The sequence below is a fragment of the Halobacteriovorax sp. BALOs_7 genome (assembly GCF_003612895.1).
GTDB lineage: Bacteria > Bdellovibrionota > Bacteriovoracia > Bacteriovoracales > Bacteriovoracaceae > Halobacteriovorax_A > Halobacteriovorax_A vibrionivorans.
Map to the genome: position 1 here is coordinate 1,816,690 of NZ_CP027772.1, position 21,068 is coordinate 1,837,757.

The 21,068-nt window shown below is 37.1% G+C and carries 28 protein-coding genes; 18 read left to right on the forward strand and 10 right to left on the reverse strand.

What is annotated here, in order from left to right; translation table 11 throughout:
* Window positions 1-38 precede the first annotated feature (38 nt).
* Both BALOs_RS08705 and bfr read left to right on the forward strand, forming a co-directional pair.
* The gene (locus BALOs_RS08705) at window positions 39-254 is read left to right on the forward strand and encodes a bacterioferritin-associated ferredoxin (RefSeq protein WP_120404925.1); all 216 of its coding nucleotides are present in this window, start codon (window positions 39-41) and stop codon (window positions 252-254) included.
* A 72-nt stretch (window positions 255-326) separates the two neighbouring features.
* Entirely contained in the window at window positions 327-812 is a 486-nt protein-coding gene (gene bfr / locus BALOs_RS08710; protein ID WP_115363064.1) for a bacterioferritin, read from the forward strand.
* Window positions 813-836: 24 nt separating this feature from the next.
* Here the strand turns inward: bfr and hemH are convergent, their stop codons facing one another.
* On the reverse strand, window positions 837-3,275 hold the full coding sequence (hemH, locus tag BALOs_RS08715; protein WP_120404926.1) for a ferrochelatase: 2,439 nt from the start codon (window positions 3,273-3,275) through the stop codon (window positions 837-839).
* A gap of 64 nt (window positions 3,276-3,339) precedes the next feature.
* On the opposite strand from hemH, the gene queF reads away from it, so the two are divergent.
* Entirely contained in the window at window positions 3,340-3,936 is a 597-nt protein-coding gene (gene queF, locus BALOs_RS15485; protein ID WP_120404927.1) for a preQ(1) synthase, read from the forward strand.
* 21 nt (window positions 3,937-3,957) lie between these two features.
* Window positions 3,958-4,170, forward strand: a complete 213-nt coding sequence (gene tatA, locus BALOs_RS08725; protein ID WP_120404928.1) for a twin-arginine translocase TatA/TatE family subunit — start codon at window positions 3,958-3,960, stop codon at window positions 4,168-4,170.
* 3 nt (window positions 4,171-4,173) lie between these two features.
* Here the strand turns inward: tatA and BALOs_RS08730 are convergent, their stop codons facing one another.
* The 3 genes from BALOs_RS08730 to rpsP all read right to left on the reverse strand — a co-directional run bounded on the left by BALOs_RS08730 (window position 4,174) and on the right by rpsP (window position 5,201).
* Entirely contained in the window at window positions 4,174-4,542 is a 369-nt protein-coding gene (locus BALOs_RS08730; RefSeq protein WP_115363072.1) for a response regulator, read from the reverse strand.
* A 113-nt stretch (window positions 4,543-4,655) separates the two neighbouring features.
* Window positions 4,656-4,895 carry a KH domain-containing protein gene (locus BALOs_RS08735; protein ID WP_021267274.1) on the reverse strand — a complete coding sequence of 80 codons (240 nt, stop codon included), beginning with the start codon at window positions 4,893-4,895 and terminating at the stop codon, window positions 4,656-4,658.
* A gap of 57 nt (window positions 4,896-4,952) precedes the next feature.
* On the reverse strand, window positions 4,953-5,201 hold the full coding sequence (rpsP, locus tag BALOs_RS08740) for a 30S ribosomal protein S16 (protein WP_115363074.1): 249 nt from the start codon (window positions 5,199-5,201) through the stop codon (window positions 4,953-4,955).
* Window positions 5,202-5,338: 137 nt separating this feature from the next.
* Here rpsP and BALOs_RS08745 point away from each other — a divergent pair, with 137 nt between their 5' ends.
* Together BALOs_RS08745 and BALOs_RS08750 are read left to right on the forward strand one after the other, a co-directional pair.
* Window positions 5,339-6,052 carry a TatD family hydrolase gene (locus tag BALOs_RS08745; RefSeq protein WP_120404929.1) on the forward strand — a complete coding sequence of 238 codons (714 nt, stop codon included), beginning with the start codon at window positions 5,339-5,341 and terminating at the stop codon, window positions 6,050-6,052.
* Window positions 6,007-7,068: a tRNA-dihydrouridine synthase gene (locus BALOs_RS08750; protein WP_120404930.1), complete on the forward strand. Its 1,062-nt coding sequence runs from the start codon at window positions 6,007-6,009 to the stop codon at window positions 7,066-7,068. Before BALOs_RS08745 ends, BALOs_RS08750 begins: the two co-directional genes overlap by 46 nt.
* 3 nt (window positions 7,069-7,071) lie before the next feature.
* Here the strand turns inward: BALOs_RS08750 and BALOs_RS08755 are convergent, their stop codons facing one another.
* Entirely contained in the window at window positions 7,072-7,524 is a 453-nt protein-coding gene (locus BALOs_RS08755) for a MerC domain-containing protein (RefSeq protein WP_115363080.1), read from the reverse strand.
* Window positions 7,525-7,720: 196 nt separating this feature from the next.
* On the opposite strand from BALOs_RS08755, the gene BALOs_RS15420 reads away from it, so the two are divergent.
* Entirely contained in the window at window positions 7,721-8,539 is an 819-nt protein-coding gene (locus tag BALOs_RS15420; protein WP_240406472.1) for a hypothetical protein, read from the forward strand.
* A 34-nt stretch (window positions 8,540-8,573) separates the two neighbouring features.
* Here the strand turns inward: BALOs_RS15420 and mgtE are convergent, their stop codons facing one another.
* Together mgtE and BALOs_RS08770 are read right to left on the reverse strand one after the other, a co-directional pair.
* Complete coding sequence (mgtE, locus tag BALOs_RS08765) at window positions 8,574-9,908, reverse strand: magnesium transporter (RefSeq protein WP_115363082.1); 1,335 nt, start codon at window positions 9,906-9,908, stop codon at window positions 8,574-8,576.
* Window positions 9,909-9,988: 80 nt separating this feature from the next.
* Complete coding sequence (locus BALOs_RS08770; protein ID WP_115363084.1) at window positions 9,989-10,846, reverse strand: MBL fold metallo-hydrolase; 858 nt, start codon at window positions 10,844-10,846, stop codon at window positions 9,989-9,991.
* A 147-nt stretch (window positions 10,847-10,993) separates the two neighbouring features.
* Here BALOs_RS08770 and BALOs_RS08775 point away from each other — a divergent pair, with 147 nt between their 5' ends.
* The 6 genes from BALOs_RS08775 to BALOs_RS08800 all read left to right on the forward strand — a co-directional run bounded on the left by BALOs_RS08775 (window position 10,994) and on the right by BALOs_RS08800 (window position 16,673).
* Complete coding sequence (locus tag BALOs_RS08775; RefSeq protein ID WP_115363086.1) at window positions 10,994-11,665, forward strand: succinate dehydrogenase cytochrome b subunit; 672 nt, start codon at window positions 10,994-10,996, stop codon at window positions 11,663-11,665.
* Window positions 11,665-13,599 (forward strand): fumarate reductase/succinate dehydrogenase flavoprotein subunit, encoded by a 1,935-nt coding sequence (locus BALOs_RS08780; RefSeq protein ID WP_240406473.1) that lies wholly within the window; start codon window positions 11,665-11,667, stop codon window positions 13,597-13,599. Before BALOs_RS08775 ends, BALOs_RS08780 begins: the two co-directional genes overlap by 1 nt.
* 29 nt (window positions 13,600-13,628) lie before the next feature.
* Entirely contained in the window at window positions 13,629-14,390 is a 762-nt protein-coding gene (locus BALOs_RS08785; protein WP_115363743.1) for a succinate dehydrogenase/fumarate reductase iron-sulfur subunit, read from the forward strand.
* A gap of 140 nt (window positions 14,391-14,530) precedes the next feature.
* Window positions 14,531-15,115 carry a redoxin domain-containing protein gene (locus BALOs_RS08790; protein WP_120404931.1) on the forward strand — a complete coding sequence of 195 codons (585 nt, stop codon included), beginning with the start codon at window positions 14,531-14,533 and terminating at the stop codon, window positions 15,113-15,115.
* Window positions 15,115-16,206: a DUF2786 domain-containing protein gene (locus BALOs_RS08795; protein ID WP_120404932.1), complete on the forward strand. Its 1,092-nt coding sequence runs from the start codon at window positions 15,115-15,117 to the stop codon at window positions 16,204-16,206. The genes BALOs_RS08790 and BALOs_RS08795 overlap by 1 nt, the downstream gene beginning before the upstream one ends.
* 89 nt (window positions 16,207-16,295) lie before the next feature.
* Entirely contained in the window at window positions 16,296-16,673 is a 378-nt protein-coding gene (locus tag BALOs_RS08800; RefSeq protein ID WP_115363092.1) for a hypothetical protein, read from the forward strand.
* A 6-nt stretch (window positions 16,674-16,679) separates the two neighbouring features.
* On the opposite strand, the gene BALOs_RS08805 is transcribed toward BALOs_RS08800, so the two are convergent.
* Window positions 16,680-17,381 (reverse strand): 4Fe-4S cluster-binding domain-containing protein, encoded by a 702-nt coding sequence (locus BALOs_RS08805; protein WP_120404933.1) that lies wholly within the window; start codon window positions 17,379-17,381, stop codon window positions 16,680-16,682.
* 114 nt (window positions 17,382-17,495) lie between these two features.
* On the opposite strand from BALOs_RS08805, the gene BALOs_RS08810 reads away from it, so the two are divergent.
* The 3 genes from BALOs_RS08810 (at window position 17,496) to BALOs_RS08820 (ending at window position 19,026) form a co-directional block, all read left to right on the forward strand.
* Window positions 17,496-18,026, forward strand: coding sequence for a hypothetical protein (locus BALOs_RS08810; protein ID WP_115363096.1), 531 nt, complete (start codon window positions 17,496-17,498; stop codon window positions 18,024-18,026).
* Between the two features lie 17 nt (window positions 18,027-18,043).
* Window positions 18,044-18,400, forward strand: a complete 357-nt coding sequence (locus BALOs_RS08815; protein WP_115363098.1) for a hypothetical protein — start codon at window positions 18,044-18,046, stop codon at window positions 18,398-18,400.
* 194 nt (window positions 18,401-18,594) lie between these two features.
* Window positions 18,595-19,026, forward strand: coding sequence for a TraR/DksA C4-type zinc finger protein (locus BALOs_RS08820; RefSeq protein WP_115363100.1), 432 nt, complete (start codon window positions 18,595-18,597; stop codon window positions 19,024-19,026).
* Window positions 19,027-19,055: 29 nt separating this feature from the next.
* Here the strand turns inward: BALOs_RS08820 and BALOs_RS08825 are convergent, their stop codons facing one another.
* Window positions 19,056-19,745, reverse strand: a complete 690-nt coding sequence (locus tag BALOs_RS08825) for a hypothetical protein (protein WP_162929625.1) — start codon at window positions 19,743-19,745, stop codon at window positions 19,056-19,058.
* Between the two features lie 48 nt (window positions 19,746-19,793).
* On the opposite strand from BALOs_RS08825, the gene BALOs_RS08830 reads away from it, so the two are divergent.
* Window positions 19,794-20,192, forward strand: coding sequence for a hypothetical protein (locus BALOs_RS08830; protein WP_120404935.1), 399 nt, complete (start codon window positions 19,794-19,796; stop codon window positions 20,190-20,192).
* A 2-nt stretch (window positions 20,193-20,194) separates the two neighbouring features.
* A complete protein-coding gene (locus BALOs_RS08835; protein ID WP_120404936.1) occupies window positions 20,195-20,650 on the forward strand; it encodes a hypothetical protein in 456 nt (151 codons plus the stop codon).
* Here the strand turns inward: BALOs_RS08835 and BALOs_RS08840 are convergent.
* Window positions 20,647-21,063, reverse strand: coding sequence for a hypothetical protein (locus tag BALOs_RS08840; RefSeq protein WP_162929626.1), 417 nt, complete (start codon window positions 21,061-21,063; stop codon window positions 20,647-20,649). The two genes, BALOs_RS08835 and BALOs_RS08840, sit on opposite strands and share 4 nt — an antisense overlap.
* Window positions 21,064-21,068 lie beyond the last annotated feature (5 nt).

Below are 21,068 nucleotides of genomic sequence, written 5' to 3' on the forward strand. Positions count from 1 at the left end.
AACTTTTGTCGATAAGATAGAAGCAGGAGATAGTTTATATGTATATTTGTATATGTAACGCCATTACACAAGATATGCTAGACAATGCGATAAAGCAGGGTCAGAGCGAAAAAGAAGTCATGAATAAGTTAGGCATTGGTAATTCATGCGGTGTTTGTGTACTTGAAAAAGTAAGCTCAGCTCTTGCGGCCAAAAAGAAAGCTGAAGCAAGTCAACAGACGGCAAAGAAAAACTTAACTCAACCAAAAAAATAATTTCTTGAAACACATTCACTTCTTCTATAGCATTAATCCATACAATTATTAATTTAATGAAAGGGTTTAATCATGAAAGGTGATCAAGACGTCATAAAAGCACTAAATGGTGTTCTCACAAAAGAGCTTACAGCAATTAATCAATACTTCCTTCACGCACGCATGCTTGAGGACTGGGGACTCGATAAAATCGGTCATCTAGAATACAAAGCAAGTATCGATGAGATGAAATTTGCTGATGAAGTAATTAAAAGAATTCTCTTCCTTGAGGGTTTACCTAATCTACAAAAGCTAGAAAGAATCAGAATAGGTCAAAATGTTGAAGAGATTATCAAGTCAGACCTTGAAACTGAGGCAGAAACAATTCCATTATTAAAAGAAGCAATCGAGCTTTGTGAAAAGAAGCAAGACTATGTTTCACGTGATCTTCTATCGAAGATTCTTGATTCTGAAGAAGAGCATATTGATTGGCTAGAAACGCAACAAGAACTTATCAAAAAAGTTGGTGTTGAGAACTACATGCAATCTCAAATCGAAATGAAATCATCTGGCCACTAAGGCCGCATAATATAAAGCAGACTCTTAGGAGTCTGCTTTTGCTTCACTAGGCTTAGGTAACTTCGCCACCATTATAATAGGAATAATTAAAAATACACTTCCAATAAAATAAGGTGCTGCTGAGTTGTATCTCCAATAAATAAGAGATGCAATAATAGGCCCAAAGACACGGGCAAGAGCACCTAGAGATCTAAATACACCAATAACATGACCTTGATGATTTGATGGTGAGTACATTGAAACAAGAGAAGTTAAACAAGGTACAACTAATGATGATCCAATTGCTAAGAAGAAAAGACCTGCATAAACTAGCCAACTTGAAGAGGCCAATCCAATTAGAACAAGTCCAGGTATAATTGCAATAAGACCTTGAAGGGCCATCTTCCTCTCACCTACCTGATGAGCTTTTCTTCTAACATATCCTCCTTGAACCATTGCGAGAATAAATCCAATAAAGATAAACATGTAAGCATTATCCATTGATGAATAATTTAGTCTCTCAGCAGCTAAGAATGTTAGAGTAAACTCCATTCCTGAAAATGCTAATAGGAATAAGAAGTATCCAAAGTTTGTTAAGTTAACTCCTTCATATGGAAGTGGCTTAAATAACTTTAAAGGATTAGCACTTCTTTCAGTCTCATGCTTACCTCTTTTATCCTCAGGTAATGTCTCATCAAATTTATTAAATAAATTAACAAGATTAAATAATGAAAGTAGTCCAGCAACAATGGCTGCCATAGAGAAAGGATTTATTCCAATAGACTCTAGTGCTGGATACATTTTTGTTAAATCAAAAAGAGATAAGATACCACCCATTGCAGGGCCAATAATAAATCCAAGTGCAAAGGCAATACCAATGATGGCCATCCCTTTTGAGCGATTCTTTCTAGTTGTCACATCAGCAACAACTGCTGTCGCTGTTGAAATATTTCCTCCCATAATTCCACCGATAAAACGCGCAAGAATGAGAATAGTAAAGTTGCCAGCAACGGCCCAGAGAACATAACTTACAAAGAGTCCAAATACAGAGATAAGTAGAACTGGTCTTCGCCCAATTCGATCGGAAATAGTTCCCCAAATTGGTGCAGCAACAAATTGCAATAAAGAGTATAAGGCACCAAGGGCACCACCAAAGAGAACGATAGCAGAAAACTCTCCTGCTCCTCCTACATTTGTGAGTGTATCAATTGAGCCAAAGATTGCTTTTAAAAAGAAGTTATCAGCGTCAACCGTTAAGTAGTATTTGGCCAAGGCCGGAAATAATGGAAAGATAATTGAGAAACCAACGAGGTCTAAGAATAATGTTAAGAACACAATTTTTAGAGACTTCTTAGCATTGTCACTTAAGGGCTCTGATTCCATATTAACTTTTGGCATATCCATATACTTTTCCTCTTCAACTTCATATTCTAATTGTGCAACCTCATTAGGTTTGTCACAAAGTGTTTCTACATAATTGGCAAAACCTTCAGACCACTTCTGATCATCATTTAAACAAGGGATTGCATGTATTGTTGTTCCAAACTCTTCAACTTCTTCTTGTAACTCAGTACCAATTTCATCAACTGTTTCTAAACAATCTGCAACAAATGCAGGACAATAAACAGCGATATTCTTCTTTCCACTTTTAGCAAGCTCACAAACATAATCATCAGTATAAGGAGTTAACCACTCTTCACTTCCAAATCTTGATTGAAAAGTAAAATGTATGCGATGACTATCAATTTCTGAAACGCGATCTTTAATCAACTCAAAAGTTTCAAAGCAATGCTGATAGTATGGATCTTTTTTATAAATCACTCTCCTCTTTGGGATACCATGAAATGAGATAACTAAATCATCGATCTGTTCACTTTTTAACTTTTCATTAATTAGTCTTGCTGAGTTATCAATAAAAGCTTGGAGACGATGGAAGTTAGTAATGACCTCAAAGTTAGGAATCCTAACCTTTGTCCCTAATAGCTTACCTAGGAAGTCTATCCCACTAGCAATTGTTGATTCTGAATACTGTGGAAACATAGGTATAACGATGAGTTTTTGGGCAGGATCCCTTCTCTCATCTAATTCTTTTTCCCACTTCGCATAGACATCTGCAACTCTAGGCTCACAAAGTAGAAAAGCGTGTTCAACTTCAATATGCTCAGGCGTTAACTCATTTACCTTATGAGTAAACTCCCGTGTGATACGAGTAAGAGGAAATTCATTGCCTTCCCAAATCCTGCTATATAAAGCAGCTGAGCGCTTAGGCCTAAATGGTATGACAAAGAGATTTAAAATAATCTTCCATAGAGTTGGATTAATATCAACAACTCTTGGGTCCCCTAAAAACTCTTTTAAATATGATCGTACATCGGAAACTTTTGGACTCTTTGGAGAGCCTAGTTGAACGAGAACGACTTTAATGACTTTCTTTGCATTTTTTTTAGATGCTGGAAAAGTTAATTGCTCATGACGCATTGTCATTGGTCCTTGATAGTGTTAAATTAGATGACTATAACCTATCAAAATAATTCAAGAGAGTCGATAAATGAGTGCATCGAAGAAATCTATCAAAAAGAAAGCAACAAAGAAAAAAGCAGCGACAAAGAAGACGACAAAGAAGACGACTAAGAAAGCGCCTAAAAAAGGTCGTAACGTAGAAGAGCTAACAGCATTTGCCCTTGGTAGCGCAAATACACAATATCCAGATACATATGCTCCAGAAGTATTAGAAGCATTTGATAACAAGAATCCAGGCAGTGATGCATGGACAACATTTGTTTGTACAGAGTTCACTTCTCTATGCCCAAAAACAGCACAACCAGATTTTGCAAGAATCTATATCAACTATATTGCAGACAAGAAAATGGTGGAATCTAAGTCACTAAAACTATATCTGTTCAGCTTCAGAAATCACGGAGATTTCCACGAAGATTGTGTGCAAAAAATTTGTGACGATTTAACAAAGCTCATGAAGCCAAAGTTCATTGAAGTTATTGGTGAATTCACACCTCGTGGTGGTATTTGTATCTATCCATATGCCTCAAATTCCAATAATAAGAAGATTTATAAGGAAATTCGAGCAAAAAGGTTTAGCGAATATGCCCCAGGTAAGTATACAATGGACTTATCTAAAATTTATTAATTTAGCATAAAAGAGGATTTTATGAGTCTTGGAATAACAGAAAGTTTAATCATCTTAGCTATTATCATCCTATTATTTGGTGGTAAGAAGCTTCCTGAACTTGGTAAATCACTAGGAAAAGCAATTACAGGCTTTAAATCAGGACTAAAAGAAGAGCAAAACGAAGAAATGAATACAGCAAAGAAAATAACAGAACAGAGCGAAAATAAGAAAGATGACACCAAGAATAGCTAAAAGCTATTCTTGGATCACTGAAATAACTTGTTTAAGAGTAAAAGGCTTTGGAAGAATTCCAGAAACACCCATACCTTTAATAGAATCATCATTTATTGTGCAATCACCAGTGGCCAAAATAAACGAAGGCATATTCTCTTTAAGAAAGCCTCTGGCCTGACTAGCAAACTCCATTCCATTCACCTCAGGCATTTGATAATCTGAAATAATATGAGAATAATGATTACTTCCTAAAGCGTTTAATGCTTCTTTAGCACCAGCACAAGCGTCAACTTCATAGCCCTCAGAAATTAGTGCATCTTGAAGAAGCTCCAATATCTCAACCTGATCATCCACAAGTAAAATACGCTTTGAATTCATAATTCTTTCCACACATCCTCCTAGGATTGGAAATTTGTTTATTGGTAGATGCTCAATTTTGAGCAAAAAAAAACCTATCTTTCGATAGGCTTTTTTAAAACATAAAAATTATTGATTCAAGTAAATTATTCTATAATTTCTAAAACAGATCTTTTTTTCAATTTTGTTGATGCAGCATTAAGAATTGTTCTTAGTGCACGAGCTGTTTTACCTTGCTTACCGATAACTTTACCAAGGTCAGTCTTATCAACTTTTAATTCGATAACTGTTGTCTGCTCACCAACAATTTCATTTACTTCTACTTGCTCTGGCATATCAACTAGTGCGCGACTAACTGTGTCGATTAAATCTTTTAACTCACTCATCATGAACTCCTTCTACAAAAATGCCGTTATCGCTTAATTTAAGAAAAATCGAAATTCTTAGTTAAGAGTAATTTCGTTTTTCTTTAGAAGTGTTCTAACAGTGTCAGAAATTGTAGCACCTTTACCTAGTAGCTCAGAAATTCTCTCAGCTTTAACATCGATAAGGTTACCTTCTTTAAGTTGTGGATTGTATTGACCTAGTTTTTCACTAAATTTACCGTCTCTTGCATTTCTTGAGTCTGCAGCAACGATTGTGTAAATAGGCATGTGAGTTCTACCACCGCGTTGTAATCTAATTGTTAACATTAAGTACTCCTACATCTATAGTAACGCTATAATAATCAGTTTAAATATTTCTAAATAAATAATTGATTTTAAAAAGATAAGCAATATCTTTTTTCAAATTTTTAATTAGAACGGTAATGTATTAAAATATCTGTCATATGACAAGCAAAGAATCCCAGAGTGCAAAATTTATCGACCTCCACGGCCATCAGAGCTCTTCTAAAAGCGAAGATAGAGACTTCTTATATATTTATTCCTACTCTCCCAAAATCAATGACTTACCTAAAGAGGGCCAATTCTTTTCCGCAGGAGTACACCCATGGGAGATTGAAGATGCAAGAACAAGCTTTGAAGAGATAAAGAGATTATGTGGTGAAAGTAATTGTCTAATGGTTGGAGAAGCAGGACTTGATCGCTCAATCGTGGATGATAGTGACCTAGGGCAACAAGAAGAAGTCTTTAAGTGGCATATTCAGCTAGCAAATGAGCTTAAAAAACCACTTATCATTCATAATGTGAAATGCCTGTCCGAAATTTTTCGCCTTCACAAGCAATACCCAAATCACTCGAATTGGGTCTTACACGACTTTAATGGAAGCCTTAGCGATATCCAAGAATGCCAAAGAAGAGGCATTGCCATGAGCCTTGGGCCACGCTTTTATGAATCTCAAACCGCAAGGATTGCTCATACAATCTCTGATCACAAAATTGATTTGAATCTTATTTTCTTTGAGACAGATGAGCGAGGTGATATTAATATCCAAACAATCTATGAAAAGTTTGCTCAAAAACAAGAAATAGAGATTGATGATTTAAAGGATAGAATTTGGCAAAACCTGAAGGCCCTTCTTGGCACAAATTTAACGAGCTAGTCCAATTTAAGGCCCTCCTGGCCCCAATGGTTGGACTCTCACATGTGGCCCTAAGAGATGCCCTACGTGCCTACTTTCCAGAGGATACACCAACACTTTGGACAACAGAGATGCTAAATTCGCGTCGAATTCCAGGCCAAAGGCTTGGGGAAACACCAGAGACCCTAAAGTCACAACAAGATATAAATCTCTATCCCCAAATTCTATGTAACGAAGAAAGATATATTAAAGATTCAATTCCAAAGCTAGAAAAATGGGGAGCAAAAGCAATTGATATAAATATGGGTTGCCCAGTAAAAAAGGCCTTAAAACATAATTACGGGGTCTCGTTAATGGGTGATATTAAATATGCCTCCCAAGTTGTTTCTTGTGTAAAGAAATATGCCACTGTTCCAGTATCAGTGAAGCTAAGGGCCGGACTTCAATCAGATAAGGGCTTCTTACTTGAATTCTGCCATGCTCTTAAGGAAGGAGGAGCAGATTGGCTTATCCTCCACCCTCGCCTAGCAGAGCAAAAAAGAAAAGGAAGTGCAGATTGGTCACAAATTAGACTTCTTCAAGAAAGTATCGATATACCAATTATTGGCAATGGAGATATTCAAGAAGCTCAAGATATCACTCGCATGCTTGAAGAAACAGGCTGCCAAGCCGCTATGCTTGGAAGGGCCTTAACAGCAAAACCTTGGATTATTACACAATATGCTTACGAAAGTGGACATCAGCTAAATGAATACCAAGAAGCAATAATAAATAAAGACCCAAGTGCCCACGCTGTCTTATATGGAGAATATGTGAAGTCCTATATTGAAGCTTGTTTTCGTTATTACGATTTTAAAGATGCTTTAAAGAGAATACGCTTCTTTCTAAAAGTGGGACACGTTTGGCTTAATTTTGGGCATAGCTTTTCAAAGAAGCTCTTTAAACTTGAGACGCTACAAGAGTACAAAGAGGCCATTGACCAATTCATGTCAAACTCTTCTCTTAAAATGTCAGCTCGAACAAATCTTAGATATTAATATTTAGTGATCGCAGTGATGACAGCGACAAAGCTTAATATTGAGCATATGGGCAGCAATCAATGCAAGTCCACCGATAATAGAAGCAACGATTTCAACTGGACCGATAGTATGAACATGGTGTGCATGTCCTGCGTGTTCTGCAAGTAGAAAGAGATGCTTAAAATGCCCAAATAAAATGGCCGCCATACCAAGAACACCGATAATAAGAGGTCTCTTATCCGAGTGAACCTTAAGATTCTTAACAAAAGCGTAGAGACCAACAGGAACCACGATGAAGATAGAAAGACTGTGAATTAATGGATTTTCAAAGATACTTGCCACTGAAGGCGTAAACATCACCAATAAAGGGATTGCCATACAATGTAGGCAACATAGGACAGAAACGATAAGTCCCGCGCGATCCGCAGATTCGTTCAAATTTGTTACTTTTGTTTCTTCCATATCATTATCCATAATCGTCCAACTATTTATTATAAGTATATATAGAGAATTCTTAACTCCAAAGCAAGAAAATATTAAATTATTCAGGGTATTAAAGTGTTGAAAATACTTGCTAATGAGTTTACCGTATTAAGGTAATATTATTGATACCCATTCAAGAATGAATCGGTTGAGATTTTAACCAAGAAGATCGATAGCGAGGATAAAAATGAGCTTAGAAGATTTTTTAAAGAAGAAGAATAAACAGGCAAAACACGCCCTAACTTCTTCAAGTGATGAGATTCTAAAAAAGTGTAAGCATTTACTAGAGCGAATTCAAGATGAAGGTAGTGAGAAGTACGATGAACTCTATTACCACTTTCGTTTTCGTTACGACAAAGTAAATGTGCAAAAGCATAAACTTGAAAAATTCTATGAAGAATTAAAAGAAGAACTCGATCGTCTTGGTAAAGATCCAATGAAAGTCTTGGCCCAATATGAAGAGAAGATTGAAAAAGAGATTGCTTCTCTTGGCCATGGGGAAACATATCAAAATGTTAAAAAAGGGACTAAGAAAGCGATAAATCGCGTTAAGAAAGCGGCCAAAGATGTTTCTGATGAGATGGAAGAAACCGTTGAAGAGGTACGCAAAACAACGAAGAAAGTTGCAAGTGACTTAAAGAAAGCTGCAAAGAAGAAAGTTGTTAAAAAGGCGGCCAAGAAGACAGCAAAGAAAACAGCAAAGAAGGCAGCAAAGAAAACAGCAAAAAAGGCAGCAAAGAAAACAGCCAAAAAGGCAGCAAAGAAAACAGCCAAGAAAACTGCTAAGAAAACTGCTAAGAAAAAGGTAGCCAAAAAGACTGCAAAGAAAACTGCGAAGAAAAAGGTTGCTAAGAAGACAGCGAAAAAGAAAGTAGCAAAGAAAACAGCAAAAAAAGTAGCAAAGAAAACAGCAAAAAAAGTAGCCAAGAAAACGGCCAAGAAAGCTGCAAAAAAAACGGCCAAGAAAAAAGTAGCCAAGAAAGCTGCTAAGAAAAAATCAAAATAAATACTAATACTAGGCCCTGAAATTCAGGGCCTTTCTATAAGAGTGCGTGAGCAATTGAAAAATAAATAATGATTCCCGTGACATCACAAATCGTTGCAACAAAGGGAGTTGAAGCTGTAGCAGGGTCAAAGCGTAACTTTTTTAAGAGAAATGGCAGCATTGAGCCAACAAGTGTCCCCCACATTACGATACAAATAATACTACATCCAACAATTAAAGATATCTGAGCAAAGTTCACACCGTATGCTTCATTAGCATGAGGCCAAAAGTAAATTCTCATGAATCCAAAGATTCCAAGAATAAATCCCATAAAAAGACCTGAGCCTAATTCCCGAAAGAAGACGCGAAGAGAGTCACTATTTTTAACTTCACCTAGGGCAAGCGCACGAATAACGAGAGTCGAAGCTTGAGCACCTGAATTCCCACCAGATGAGATAATAAGAGGAATAAAAGTTACTAATGCTACTGTGTGAGCAATGGCCGCTTCAAAATGAGTCATGGCCGTCGCAGTTAACATTTGTCCGATAAAGAGTATAACAAGCCAACCGAGACGCTTTTTTGTCATCTCAAAGAAGCCTACTTCAAGATAAGGAGCATCAAGAGATTCGACGGCCGCAATTTTTTGCATATCTTCCGTGGTCTCTTCTTCAACGGCCTTGATAATATCATCAATTGTAATGATACCTTTCATTCTGAACTCATCATCAATAACCGGAAGAACAACTTGCTCAAAACGACTGAAGACGCGTCCAATTTCTTCCTGGTCCATATTATCAGGAATTGCAATGAGGTCATCTCCACTAGTCATCAGATCTGATACCTTTTGACCATCTCGTGCACCAAATAGTTCACGAAGGGAAACAACACCTAGAAGCTTTTGAGTGGCATCGATTACATAAGTATAATAAATTGTTTCAACATTACTTAAAGTTTGAGTTCGAATATAGCGAATGGCCTCTTCAACATACATATTGGCGCGAAGTCGAATATAATTCGAATTCATTAAACCACCGGCCACATCTTCTGCGTAGGCCATAAGGGCCATGACTTCGATACGAGCGTGTTTTGCTAATAAGCTTAATGTTTCTTCAACTTGTTCAGGCTCAAGAAGCTGGAGAATATCTGCAAGATCATCATAGGCCAGGTCATTGGCCCATCTTCTTTTCAGGTCACGATCAAATTGTTCAAATAAGTCAGCTTGGTAATTCGAATCTAGTGAATCAAAGAAGTCACTTGCCTCTTCTTCTGACAAACTATTAAAAATCTCAAGACGCTGCGACTCCGAAAGAGACGGCCAGTCTTTTAAGGCAATACCAATTTTAGTAAATTGCATTGTCTTTTCAATTTCAGAATGAAATTCGTTTGTCATTATAATTACTCCAACATCTTACTTGTCGACATCGAATAATAAAACTTAAATAAAATTAGATAGTTATATTACTCAAGTTCCTACTTAAACTTTAAAGGAACTTTGATATAAGGGCCACCATCAGCTTCAGTAAATATAAACTCTCCGCCATTCATATTATATTGGATACTAGGTATAATTAATCTTGGCTCATTAAGCTGTGCATCTCGATTAGTACGAAACTCTAAGAACTCTTCCTTAGAAGTCGAGCTTTTACATTGGATATTGCTACGCTTTTGCTCACCTACTGTTGTTTTATATTTTATCTCACGCCCACCAGGTCCATAATCATGGCCAACATAAATCTCACATTCATCATCAAGTGCGTAAATCTTTTGAATTGAATTGTATAGCTTATCTGCACTTCCCTTTGGAAAGTCACAACGTCCGGTACCCATATCAGGCATAAATATCGCATCACCTACAAAAAGGGCCTTCTCATTTACATAAAGACTCATACACGCAGGTGTATGGCCTGGAGTCTCAATAATTTTCACATTAATATCGCTACAAACATCAAAACTCTCACCTTCTTGTGTAAGAATATCAAATTGCGAACCATCCTCTTTAACATTTGATGAAAAGACAGCATTAAATACACCCTGAACCAACTTAATATTCTTATGAATAACAACTTGCGCAGTGGGATAAAGCGATTTTAGTTTAGATGCTCCCGACAAATGATCGGCGTGAACATGAGTTTCAAAGATATACTTTAAACTCAATTCATTTTCTTTTAGAAATAAATCTATTTGATGGATATCTTCACTTGAAACACTACCACTTGCGTAATCGAAGTTCAGAACGGGGTCAACAACAATGGCCGTTTTTGAGACCGATGAATAAATGATATATGTCATTGTATTAGTGACCTTATCAAAGATAGAATGAACCAACATTTAGAACTCCTTTTCTCATTAACAACTTGTTGCACCACGCAGTAAAAAAACTACTAAAAATTCGCTTAAGTTTTGGTGATTTAAGGATTATAATCCAAATCAAATAACATTTAAAACTTTATTAAATCAGACAAAGGAAATGGATCAATGTCAGCATTACGCTTTTATTTGACGAACTCCATTGCTAAGAAACAGGTAATGGGAGTGACGGGACTACTTCTATGTGGATTCCTTTTTTCACACATGTTAGGAAACTTTTTATTAATCGCAGGTAAGGATGCATTCAATCAGTATGCATACACCCTTACTTCCAACCCGCTAATTTACTTAGCAGAAGCAGTTCTTTTAGTGATCTTCTTATCTCACATCTTTATGGCGCTTAAGCTTACGATTGAGAATAAGGCAGCTCGCCCAGTTAAGTACTACATGAAGCAACCGACAGGAAGAGGTTCGACATTTGCATCATCAACTATGCCTTACACAGGTATGTTGATTCTTTTCTTCCTTGTTATGCACTTAATTAACTTTAAGTACGGTGATGTTTACATGACAACACTTAATGGAATGGAAGTTCGTGATCTTTACAAGACTGTTATTGATTATTTCGCTTCACCACTGAATGTTGGAATCTATGTACTATTTATGATTACAATTGGGATTCACGTATCTCACGGATTCTGGTCAGCATTTCAATCAATTGGCTTTAACCACCCTAAGTATATGCCAGCAATTCAATTCATTTCTAAGCTTTATGCTGTGATCTTAACTGTTGGTTACTCGACTATCGCTATTTGGTGTCACGTTAAGGGAGGAATGTAATGACAAATATTAAGAAAATGGATGGAAAAGTTCCTGCGGGAAATGACATCACAAAAGTTTGGACTGATCATAAATTCAAAATGAAACTTGTTAACCCTGCCAACAGACGTAAGTTTGATATTATCGTTGTTGGTTCAGGTCTTGCTGGAGCATCTGCTGCAGCAACTCTTGGTGAACAAGGATATAATGTTAAATGTTTCTGCCTACAAGATTCTGCAAGACGTGCTCACTCGATTGCAGCTCAAGGTGGTGTTAACGCAGCTAAAAGTTATCCAAATGATGGTGACTCGATTTGGCGACTATTCTATGACACTGTAAAAGGTGGAGATTATAGAGCACGTGAAGCTAACGTTTATCGTCTTGCTGAAGTTTCAAATAATATTATCGACCAATGTGCAGCACAAGGTGTTCCTTTTGCTCGTGAATACGGTGGGACACTTTCTAACCGTTCATTTGGTGGTGCTCAAGTATCACGTACATTCTATGCTCGTGGACAAACTGGTCAACAGCTTCTTCTAGGTGCTTACTCTTCTCTAATGAAAGAAGTAGGACGTGGAAAAGTAGAAATGCTTACTCGTCGTGAGATGGTTGAGCTAGTAGTTGTTGAAGGTAAGGCCCGTGGTATTATCACAAGAAATGTAATCACTGGTGAATTCGAAAAGCACGCAGCTGATGCAGTTCTAATGTGTACTGGTGGATACGGAAACGTTTACTACCTATCAACAAATGCTATGACTTCAAATGGTTCAGCAGCATGGAAGGCCTATAAGAAAGGTGCAATGTTTGCTAACCCATGCTTCACTCAAATTCACCCAACTTGTATTCCAAGACACGGTGAAAACCAGTCGAAGCTAACACTTATGTCAGAGTCTCTAAGAAACGACGGACGTGTTTGGGTTCCAAAGAAAGCTGGTGACTATAGAGCTCCAAATGATATTCCAGAAGAAGAAAGAGATTACTACCTAGAAAGAAAGTATCCATCTTTTGGTAACCTTGTTCCTCGTGACGTTGCTTCAAGAAATGCAAAAGAACAAATCGACCAAGGTAAGTCAGTACGTGAAGGTGAAGAAGCTGTTTATCTAGACTTTGCAACTGCAATCGAGCGCGATGGTGAAGATGCAATTAGAGAGCGCTACGGTAACCTCTTTGATATGTATGAAAGAATTACTGATGAAAACCCATATAAAGTTCCAATGAGAATCTACCCTGCTGTTCACTATACAATGGGTGGTTTATGGGTTGACTATAATCTTCAAACAACTATTCCAGGACTATTTGCTCTTGGTGAAGCAAACTTCTCTGACCACGGTGCAAACCGTCTAGGTGCTTCTGCACTTATGCAAGGTCTTGCAGATGGCTACTTCGTTGCACCATACACAGTTCCAAACTACCTAGCTAGTGAAGGACTAATGGGTAAAAAAGTTGGTACAGATCATCCTGAATTCGACAAAGCACTTACTGATTCAAAAGAAAGATTCACAAAGCTTCTTTCAATCAATGGATCAAGATCTGTTGAGTCAATTCACAAAGAGCTTGGACGTATTATGTGGAACCACGTTGGTATGGCCAGAAATGAAAAGACTCTTAAAGAAGGTATTGAGAAAATCAAAAAACTTCGTGAAGTATTCTGGAAAGACGTTAAAGTTACAGGTACTCCAGATGGAATCAATATTGAGCTTGAAAAAGCAAATAGACTTGCCGACTTCTTAGAACTTGGTGAACTTATGGCACGTGATGCACTAGAGAGACCAGAGTCATGTGGTGGACACTTTAGAGAGGAATCTCAAACTGAAGAAAGTGAAGCCTTACGTGATGATGAGAACTACTGTCATGGTGCTGTTTGGGAATTCACTGGTCAAGATAGCGACCCAATTAGAAACGTTGAAGAATTAGACTTCCCTAACGTTCCACTAACGCAAAGAAGTTATAAGTAAGAGGTATTAATATGAGTAGTAATAATAATATGACTTTACATTTAAAGATCTGGCGTCAAAAAAACCGTGAAGACAAAGGTCAAATGGCGGATTACACACTAGAGAATGTATCTCCAGATGCTTCTTTTCTAGAAATGCTAGATCAACTTAACGAAGAACTGATCCCACAAGGGATTGAGCCGGTAGCTTTCGACCACGACTGTCGTGAAGGTATCTGTGGTATGTGTTCACTAATGATTAACGGTCAGGCCCACGGGCCAGAAGCTGAAACAACAACTTGTCAGCTTCACATGAGAAAGTTCTCTGACGGTGATACGATTGTAATCGAGCCATTTAGAGCAAGAGCTTTTCCAGTAGAAAAAGACCTTATGGTTGATAGAAGTGCATTTGATGAAATCATCGCTGCTGGTGGATTTATTTCAGTAAATACTGGTAACGCTCAAGATGCAAATGCTATCCTAGTTCCTAAAGAAAACGCTGACCTTGCAATGGATGCAGCTGCTTGTATCGGTTGTGGTGCATGTGTTGCTTCTTGTAAGAATGCTTCTGCAATGCTTTTCGTTTCAGCAAAAGTTTCGCAAATGGCACTTCTTCCACAAGGACAAGCTGAAGCTTCTCAACGTGTTCAAAACATGGTTAAGAAGATGGATGATCTTGGATTTGGTAACTGTACTAACGAAGCAGAATGTGAAGCATCATGTCCAAAAGGAATTGAGATCACAAATATCGCTCGTATGAACAGAGAGCTTCTAAAAGCTGCTGTTGTTTCTCAAACGACACCAAAAGTATAATTTAGCTTAACAGTTAAAAGATAATTAAGAGGCCTACGAAAGTAGGCCTTTTTTTGTTAATTTCTAGTAAACTTTTATTGATTTCATTGGGACTTAAGAAAAGTTCTTCTAAAATGTAGAAAACAAAAAAAGGAGTTTTGATGAAGTTACTTATAGCAATATTACTCACATCCCTAACTTTCGCCCTTTCTCCAGGAGAGAAAGCTCCTGAATTTATTTTAATGAATCAAAAAGGAGAGCTCGTCTCGCTTGAGAACTTAAAAGGCCGAAGAATTGTCCTTGAATGGTATAACGAAGGTTGTCCATTTGTTCGTAAACATTATGATTCAAAGAATATGCAAGAGACTCAAACGTTTGCATTGAGACATGGCTACACATGGCTGACAATTAATTCTTCAAATGTAGGAAAACAAGGATATATAGAGGATTCTGAAGCGGCAAAGAAGCGCTTAAAAGCAGAGGGATCTAGAGCGCAACACTTTCTACTTGATACGAAAGGAGTCACTGGTCGACTCTATAATGCGAAAACGACACCAGAGATTTTCATTATCAATGAGCAGGGAAGAATCGACTATATGGGCGCGATTGACAGTATCCCATCGGCCGATAAAAGCGATATTCAAAAAGCCGAAAACTATGTTAAAACAGCTATAAAAGAGATTGCTAAGGGAGAGAAGGTCTCAACGGCAAAAACTAAACCATATGGATGTAGCGTTAAATACTAATGTTTATATATAATGAAAATACCCAATTATTTATAAAGAAAGTTCGTCTCAAGGCCCGTGATATTTTTGCGGGCATGGGACTTGAGCTCAAAAGAAGTCGCCTGCATTATAAGGGTGTTATGTATCCCCTATCTTTTGTGGTTAATGAATCAGATAAAGTCTTGGGCTTCTACGATCCACTTATATACCAAATTGGAATTAATAAGTGCTTTATGACCATGAATGATGAAGAGCTCTTAGAAAATGTTCTAAAGCACGAAATAGCTCACTTTATGGTACACGTAACGTGTGGCATAAGTGAACAAGCACATGGCGTTGAATTTCGAAATATCTTTAAAAGATATGCATGGAATCAGGACTTTTCAAAATCACAGATTAATCTAGCTGCTTACACAAAGACTAGTAACCAAGTTACTCAAAAAATTCAAAAGCTACTTGAACTTGCTAAATCTGATAACGAATTTGAGGCCAAGCTTGCAGCAAGAAAGGCCAATGATCTTATTGCAAAACACAATCTAGAAAAAGTAAGACTTACTAATTTCACTCGCAATGAGATCGATATGCGTGAGCTTGAAGACACCTATGTTAAAAGAGTCGCCTCATTTAAAAGACGAAACCTCTTACATGATTGCCTCTATGATATTCTAAAAGAGTTTTCAGTTGCACCTGTATTTAGCAGTGGCCGTGGTGGTGGCTATCTTGAAGTTATCGGCGCAAAGGAAAATGTCGAAGCGGCCCATTATATTTATGACTACACTACACAGGCCATGAACGGCCTTTGGCTTCAAGCTAAGAAGTCATCTAACCTTAAAGGTGTTCGAGCTAAGAATACGTACTTTAAAAGCTTCACAAAATCCTTTCTACAAGAATTAAAGAAATCTCAACAACATATTAGCTCTCGTGAGCTCGTCCACTTAAATGGCCTAACTTCGGCCCATCGCAATCGTGTCTATCCTCGCGTTAGCTCTCAATCGAGCCAATCTTCAAGCTTTGATCCAAAGGCCTGGAGCCTAGGTAATAAAGCGGGAAAGTCATTTAAAATTGGCAAAGGCATTAATGGCAAAGCCTCCACAAAATTAATAACTTACTGAATTCCGTAACAAAATTCGCTTTATTTAAAGATTATCTAAAACTTTTGAGCGGATTTCCGATATGTGTTAATGTGAAGTTTGGAGTGTAAATGGCAAAAATAGCAAATTCTAAAAAGATTATTAGAGGATTCATTACTCAATGTACGTTAGTATTTAAGTCCTACGACTACAATGTAGTTGAATCTAAGAATAAGCAGAATCTTTGGCATTTTAGCGTAACTAAAGACGATAAGAAGTATGTCGTCTACTGCACAAACTCACTTGAAAAAGTTCAGGGTATTATAAAAATAGCTCTCAAGAAACTTCCAGAAGGCACTCGCCTAGTGGTAATCTGTAATGATTTTACCGATGAGGATCGTTCAAAAGCAGAGGCCAGCCAGTATACAATCACTTCTCTAGGTACGATTAAGCAATACGGTGTTGAAATGCTCGATGCCAAGCAGAGAGCTCAAAGACAAGCCTCTTAAAGGCCATTAGACACTTTTCTTATCTGCGCCAAAAATCCACTTATGCTGTTGTCCAATAACTCGGAAAGGACCACCTTCGATTTGATTCCATTCTTGAATATCGATAAATCGCTGCATAGGAAATTCTTCACTTGGCTCATAACAAGGAGTCAAAACCCAAGGAAATTCAATATTACCAAGCTTTGATTCAAGTTCGCGATAAGCGCTTAATGTGTATTCAAAATCCTTTCGATCAGCAATCACGGCCTTCACTTGAAAGCGATTAGGATATTGCTGTGCCATCTTTTCGATAAGTGACAGACGTGTTCTAACACCTGTTGAAGGAGTTTTTAGGTCATAAGAGATATAGTCAAGAAGATCAAAAACCTCGTCAACAACTCGAGTTCCAGCGGCCTCAAGATTAATTTTAAAACCTTTCGATTTTAAAAACTTTGTAAGCTCCACAACGCTTGGAACGTGTTTAGGATGAAGAGGATCACCACCAGTAATAGAAATCCAATTAATTTTACCTTGATAACTCTCTTCAAGAATTCTTTCAAAGATTGTATTAAGAGAAGTGCTCTCAATATCAAAACTCCAGGTGTCCATAGAGTCGCAATTAACACAACCGATATTACATCCTTGAAAACGCACAAAGACTTGTGAGCGTCCGACAAAGACTCCCTCACCTTCTGTAGCGCGATAAATATCGTTAATTAAAAATTCCATGAAACCTTCTAAACACCAATGTTTAAGCCTATTTATATAGCATAAGCCTTTAAAATGTCATAGAATTATGTAAAATCAAGTAAAAGCTACACGAAATAACTTAAGGCAATGATTATGATTGATATAAATGAACAGTTTCAAGCTGTCATTAAGGACTTACAAAGTGGGAAAAGACCAAATTGCAGCTATTCCAAACAAGATATAAAAGTCTTTAAAGATGAATTTATTCGACTCAATGACAAGAGAGACTGGCAGGCCTTAATTCCCCTTCTGTGTATTCTCGATAATACGATAACACTCGATCACGACTTATATCCCCAAATTATCCATGCAATAAAAGAATGTGATGATAATGAGGTTCTTGTTCTGATATTAGGAGTTGCAAGAAAGCAGATTATTGATGAGCACCACAAGCGTGGAGAGAGACTTCCATTTGACTTCTTAGAGGTACTTGAGGGCCTTATCGGTCATAGTAATCCGGAAGTATTCGAATGGAATCTAAGGCTAATAGAAGGACTTGGCTCACAGTCTATCTTCTTTAAAGAGGCCATTTTAAAGGCAAAACCAGGCTTTTTTGCTCGATTTAACCAGCACAAGAAGGCGTGCACGGAAATAATTGAGCTTCTAGAGCGTCGCTGGGGCTAAGATGTTATAATAGCTCTATGAATAGAAAGTTTGATGCTAATGAAAATTTTGAATTGTTAAAGAATGAGCGCAATATTGCAGGACGGGCAATGTATGAAAAGCGCCCTTCACAAGAAGTAAAAGTTCAAATCTATCCAGATAAGAGTGTCTCTCCAGCTAAATTTATTCCAAATCAAAGTATGCCTGGAACATTTCGCGCCCACCCAACAACTATCGCCGCAATGCGAAGTGATCTTTTTGCAAATATGCATGACGAAGCATTTGAGGAATTAAGCGCAATAATCACTTGTTCAAGTTGTAAAACTCAGATTGATCAGCAATTTTGGAAGTTTTGCCCCTACTGTGAAGCACCGTTTCCAAAAAATCACGGATAAGTATCTGAAATTTCGTTTTAAAGTAAATCTTTGTAAGAAAAATACCTTTTACTAACACTTTCTAGACCAGTAAATTCTTTCTACAACACACGAACACAATATTTGTTGTAAATAGCTTTAATTTTGCCAAATCGAAATTTTACAGCTACAAGCAACTTGTTTCACTGGAAGAAACACGGCACAAGGGAGTCGAAATGAAAAGAGCAAACTCGTATCTATCGGACAAGCAAATAGCTGCACTAAAAGATGCACTACTTGCTGACAAAGAAAGAATTCTTAACAAAAACAGTGAGAAAGAGCAGTATTGCATGGACAAGAATGAACTACTTGATCCTCTAGATGAGGCAGTAGCAAATGTCCAAACTTCGCAGGAAATTCGTTTCAGAAATCGTGAGAACTTCTACGTAAAGAAAATCAATAAAGCACTTCAAAAAATTGAAAAAGGCGAATATGGCCTTTGTGATGAGTGTGATATTGAAATCGGTTACGATCGCCTTATGGCAAGAAATACAGCAGAACTTTGTATTGCATGTAAAGAAGAAGCTGAGCATGAAGAGAAATCAAATGTTTATCTAAAGCGTTCGAAATCTCTTGGAAAAACAATTGCTGAAATTGGAAAAAGATAAAGATACTAAAGGCCGCTTATGCGGCCTTTTTATTTTCTGAAATAACTAAGACTAAGTAATTCAAACTCATCTGCAATATGGTATTGGCCGGACGAGAAGCTCACAGAACGGGCAAGACCAGAAGACTCGACCGAAGTTTTAATCTTCTTAATCTCATCTCTTTCAACTGAAAAATCTAAGACATAAACTGAGCCAGATAAGTGTTGTGCTTTCTTAACAATATGCCCTTTGGCATTTAAATATTTTTGTAGATCCACAACAAGATCAGATTTAATCGAAACGATAAGACGATGTGGATTTATCCCTTCACAAGCACCTTTTCGTGAAGCGGCCAATGGTAACATATCCTCACCTTTATCAAAAACTAACTCTCCATCTTTACTGGCATTTGCACGAAGACAATACTCTACTGCATCGTAAGTCACACGAAATGCGATGGCCAAACGAGGGCCACAAATTCCATAAGTATGGATGGCATCGATCTGATCAGCTTTAAATCCTTTCTTATGAAAAAACTTAACCACGGGAGCTAAAATATCATCACGAGAGGTATTTAAACTTATTTGATCATTGAATGAAGCAATTTTTGTACGATAGTCACCTTCTTTATACCAGCAGGTATCATTTCCAACAGAAGTTAAAGGACCGGCCAATAGTGAGCTTGAAGTCACAATCATGATAAATAAGAATACTCGGGAGCTATCTAAAATTTTCTTCATACATATGAATCGGTATTTATGATGCAATATTTAGTGTAGACTTAAGTTATGAAAAATCAGGAAGAAAGTATTAAGTTAATCGAGAAAGTTACTCGGTCTTTTTATCAAAAGGCCATAAATGACGTTTTCATTGGTTATCACTTTCGTAAATTAACTTCAAACAACGGTCCGATCTCAAATATTGAAGACTTCAACGAGCATCTAAAATCAATAAATGCCTTTTGGCAGGCCCAATTACTAGGAATAAAATTACCTAAAGGGGCCCATCACCTCTTATCGGCCCACGAGTATTTAAAGATCCGAAAGGGAGAGCTAGGTCGATGGGTCGTATTGTTTAAACAAACACTAGAGGAAAATCGATCTGAAGATCCAAAATTTATTAATATTTGGGAACATAAGATTGACACTTTTAAAGTAGGCTTTGAAAAGTATTTTTTTGAGGGATAGGCATGATTAAATATGAGAAGAATATTCAATATGTCACAATTGACAGCTATTCTAGAAATATATTCTTAATTTGCACCTTCTTCTTACTAGCATTAATCTTAACGCTTATCTTCAAAGAGCCAAGGCCTGCAACAAAAGACATTATAATTTTTCTCATCCCAATTATTGCAACTGTTTCAATATTAAAAAAGCGTCATCTTGAGCTCAATAAACCTCGCAACACAGGAAGACTGGAAACACGCTCTCTTATAAGAAAGAAGTTTGAAAACTTTGGTCTAGATGAGATTGAAGAAATTGAACTTAATAAAGGACGTGGCAGCGGGAATGCAGGCAACTACTTTATTACAATAAAATTGAATAACTCTAAGAGACTAAAAATTATGACAACTGATGCTTTTCAGTCAAATAAAGAGATTAATGAAATTTATGAAGAACTCAGAAATTGGATAAAGAGCTAATTACAACTTTCGATAGTTTTAGGTTTTTTGGCCTTATAAACTTTTTTAACAAAATCCTCAAGAACAGGCTCACCTGTCACATCATCTAGAAGCCAATTACGAGCATGCCATTGACCAATCTTTGCGGCCGCACGACAAGCATCACGAGTTGTCATGTATTGAACAACGATCATTTCCACAAGACGAACCTTGAAGCGCTTAGGAGAGCCCTTAAGACAACCTTCTTGAGGATAATCATTACACTCTAAATGACGATCCTTATCCTTTGCTGCAATACGAACTTCTTCAATTGTATTATCAAATTTATAGGCCATATCAAACATTTCTAAAGGAGTGTAAATATCCTTTTCAGAACAAGACGTAAAAAGTAGAGATAATGTAAATAGAAAGACAATGCTAATATGTTTAGACATATTAG

What these genes read in the sequence shown, in the direction of transcription:
- bfr (WP_115363064.1), top strand. Translation starts at nt 327, where the DNA reads ATGAAAGGTGATCAAGACGTCATAAAAGCACTAAATGGTGTTCTCACA.
- BALOs_RS08770 (WP_115363084.1), bottom strand. Translation starts at nt 10,846, where the DNA reads ATGTTGGTTCATTCTATCTTTGATAAGGTCACTAATACAATGACATAT.
- BALOs_RS08705 (WP_120404925.1), top strand. Translation starts at nt 39, where the DNA reads ATGTATATTTGTATATGTAACGCCATTACACAAGATATGCTAGACAAT.
- BALOs_RS08805 (WP_120404933.1), bottom strand. Translation starts at nt 17,381, where the DNA reads ATGGAATTTTTAATTAACGATATTTATCGCGCTACAGAAGGTGAGGGA.
- queF (WP_120404927.1), top strand. Translation starts at nt 3,340, where the DNA reads ATGAGTGCATCGAAGAAATCTATCAAAAAGAAAGCAACAAAGAAAAAA.
- BALOs_RS08840 (WP_162929626.1), bottom strand. Translation starts at nt 21,063, where the DNA reads ATGTCTAAACATATTAGCATTGTCTTTCTATTTACATTATCTCTACTT.
- BALOs_RS08830 (WP_120404935.1), top strand. Translation starts at nt 19,794, where the DNA reads ATGAAAAATCAGGAAGAAAGTATTAAGTTAATCGAGAAAGTTACTCGG.
- tatA (WP_120404928.1), top strand. Translation starts at nt 3,958, where the DNA reads ATGAGTCTTGGAATAACAGAAAGTTTAATCATCTTAGCTATTATCATC.
- BALOs_RS08835 (WP_120404936.1), top strand. Translation starts at nt 20,195, where the DNA reads ATGATTAAATATGAGAAGAATATTCAATATGTCACAATTGACAGCTAT.
- BALOs_RS08785 (WP_115363743.1), top strand. Translation starts at nt 13,629, where the DNA reads ATGACTTTACATTTAAAGATCTGGCGTCAAAAAAACCGTGAAGACAAA.
- BALOs_RS08735 (WP_021267274.1), bottom strand. Translation starts at nt 4,895, where the DNA reads ATGAGTGAGTTAAAAGATTTAATCGACACAGTTAGTCGCGCACTAGTT.
- BALOs_RS15420 (WP_240406472.1), top strand. Translation starts at nt 7,721, where the DNA reads ATGAGCTTAGAAGATTTTTTAAAGAAGAAGAATAAACAGGCAAAACAC.
- BALOs_RS08810 (WP_115363096.1), top strand. Translation starts at nt 17,496, where the DNA reads ATGATTGATATAAATGAACAGTTTCAAGCTGTCATTAAGGACTTACAA.
- BALOs_RS08745 (WP_120404929.1), top strand. Translation starts at nt 5,339, where the DNA reads ATGACAAGCAAAGAATCCCAGAGTGCAAAATTTATCGACCTCCACGGC.
- BALOs_RS08780 (WP_240406473.1), top strand. Translation starts at nt 11,665, where the DNA reads ATGACAAATATTAAGAAAATGGATGGAAAAGTTCCTGCGGGAAATGAC.
- BALOs_RS08825 (WP_162929625.1), bottom strand. Translation starts at nt 19,745, where the DNA reads ATGAAGAAAATTTTAGATAGCTCCCGAGTATTCTTATTTATCATGATT.
- BALOs_RS08795 (WP_120404932.1), top strand. Translation starts at nt 15,115, where the DNA reads ATGTTTATATATAATGAAAATACCCAATTATTTATAAAGAAAGTTCGT.
- hemH (WP_120404926.1), bottom strand. Translation starts at nt 3,275, where the DNA reads ATGACAATGCGTCATGAGCAATTAACTTTTCCAGCATCTAAAAAAAAT.
- mgtE (WP_115363082.1), bottom strand. Translation starts at nt 9,908, where the DNA reads ATGACAAACGAATTTCATTCTGAAATTGAAAAGACAATGCAATTTACT.
- rpsP (WP_115363074.1), bottom strand. Translation starts at nt 5,201, where the DNA reads ATGTTAACAATTAGATTACAACGCGGTGGTAGAACTCACATGCCTATT.
- BALOs_RS08755 (WP_115363080.1), bottom strand. Translation starts at nt 7,524, where the DNA reads ATGGATAATGATATGGAAGAAACAAAAGTAACAAATTTGAACGAATCT.
- BALOs_RS08815 (WP_115363098.1), top strand. Translation starts at nt 18,044, where the DNA reads ATGAATAGAAAGTTTGATGCTAATGAAAATTTTGAATTGTTAAAGAAT.
- BALOs_RS08800 (WP_115363092.1), top strand. Translation starts at nt 16,296, where the DNA reads ATGGCAAAAATAGCAAATTCTAAAAAGATTATTAGAGGATTCATTACT.
- BALOs_RS08820 (WP_115363100.1), top strand. Translation starts at nt 18,595, where the DNA reads ATGAAAAGAGCAAACTCGTATCTATCGGACAAGCAAATAGCTGCACTA.
- BALOs_RS08790 (WP_120404931.1), top strand. Translation starts at nt 14,531, where the DNA reads ATGAAGTTACTTATAGCAATATTACTCACATCCCTAACTTTCGCCCTT.
- BALOs_RS08775 (WP_115363086.1), top strand. Translation starts at nt 10,994, where the DNA reads ATGTCAGCATTACGCTTTTATTTGACGAACTCCATTGCTAAGAAACAG.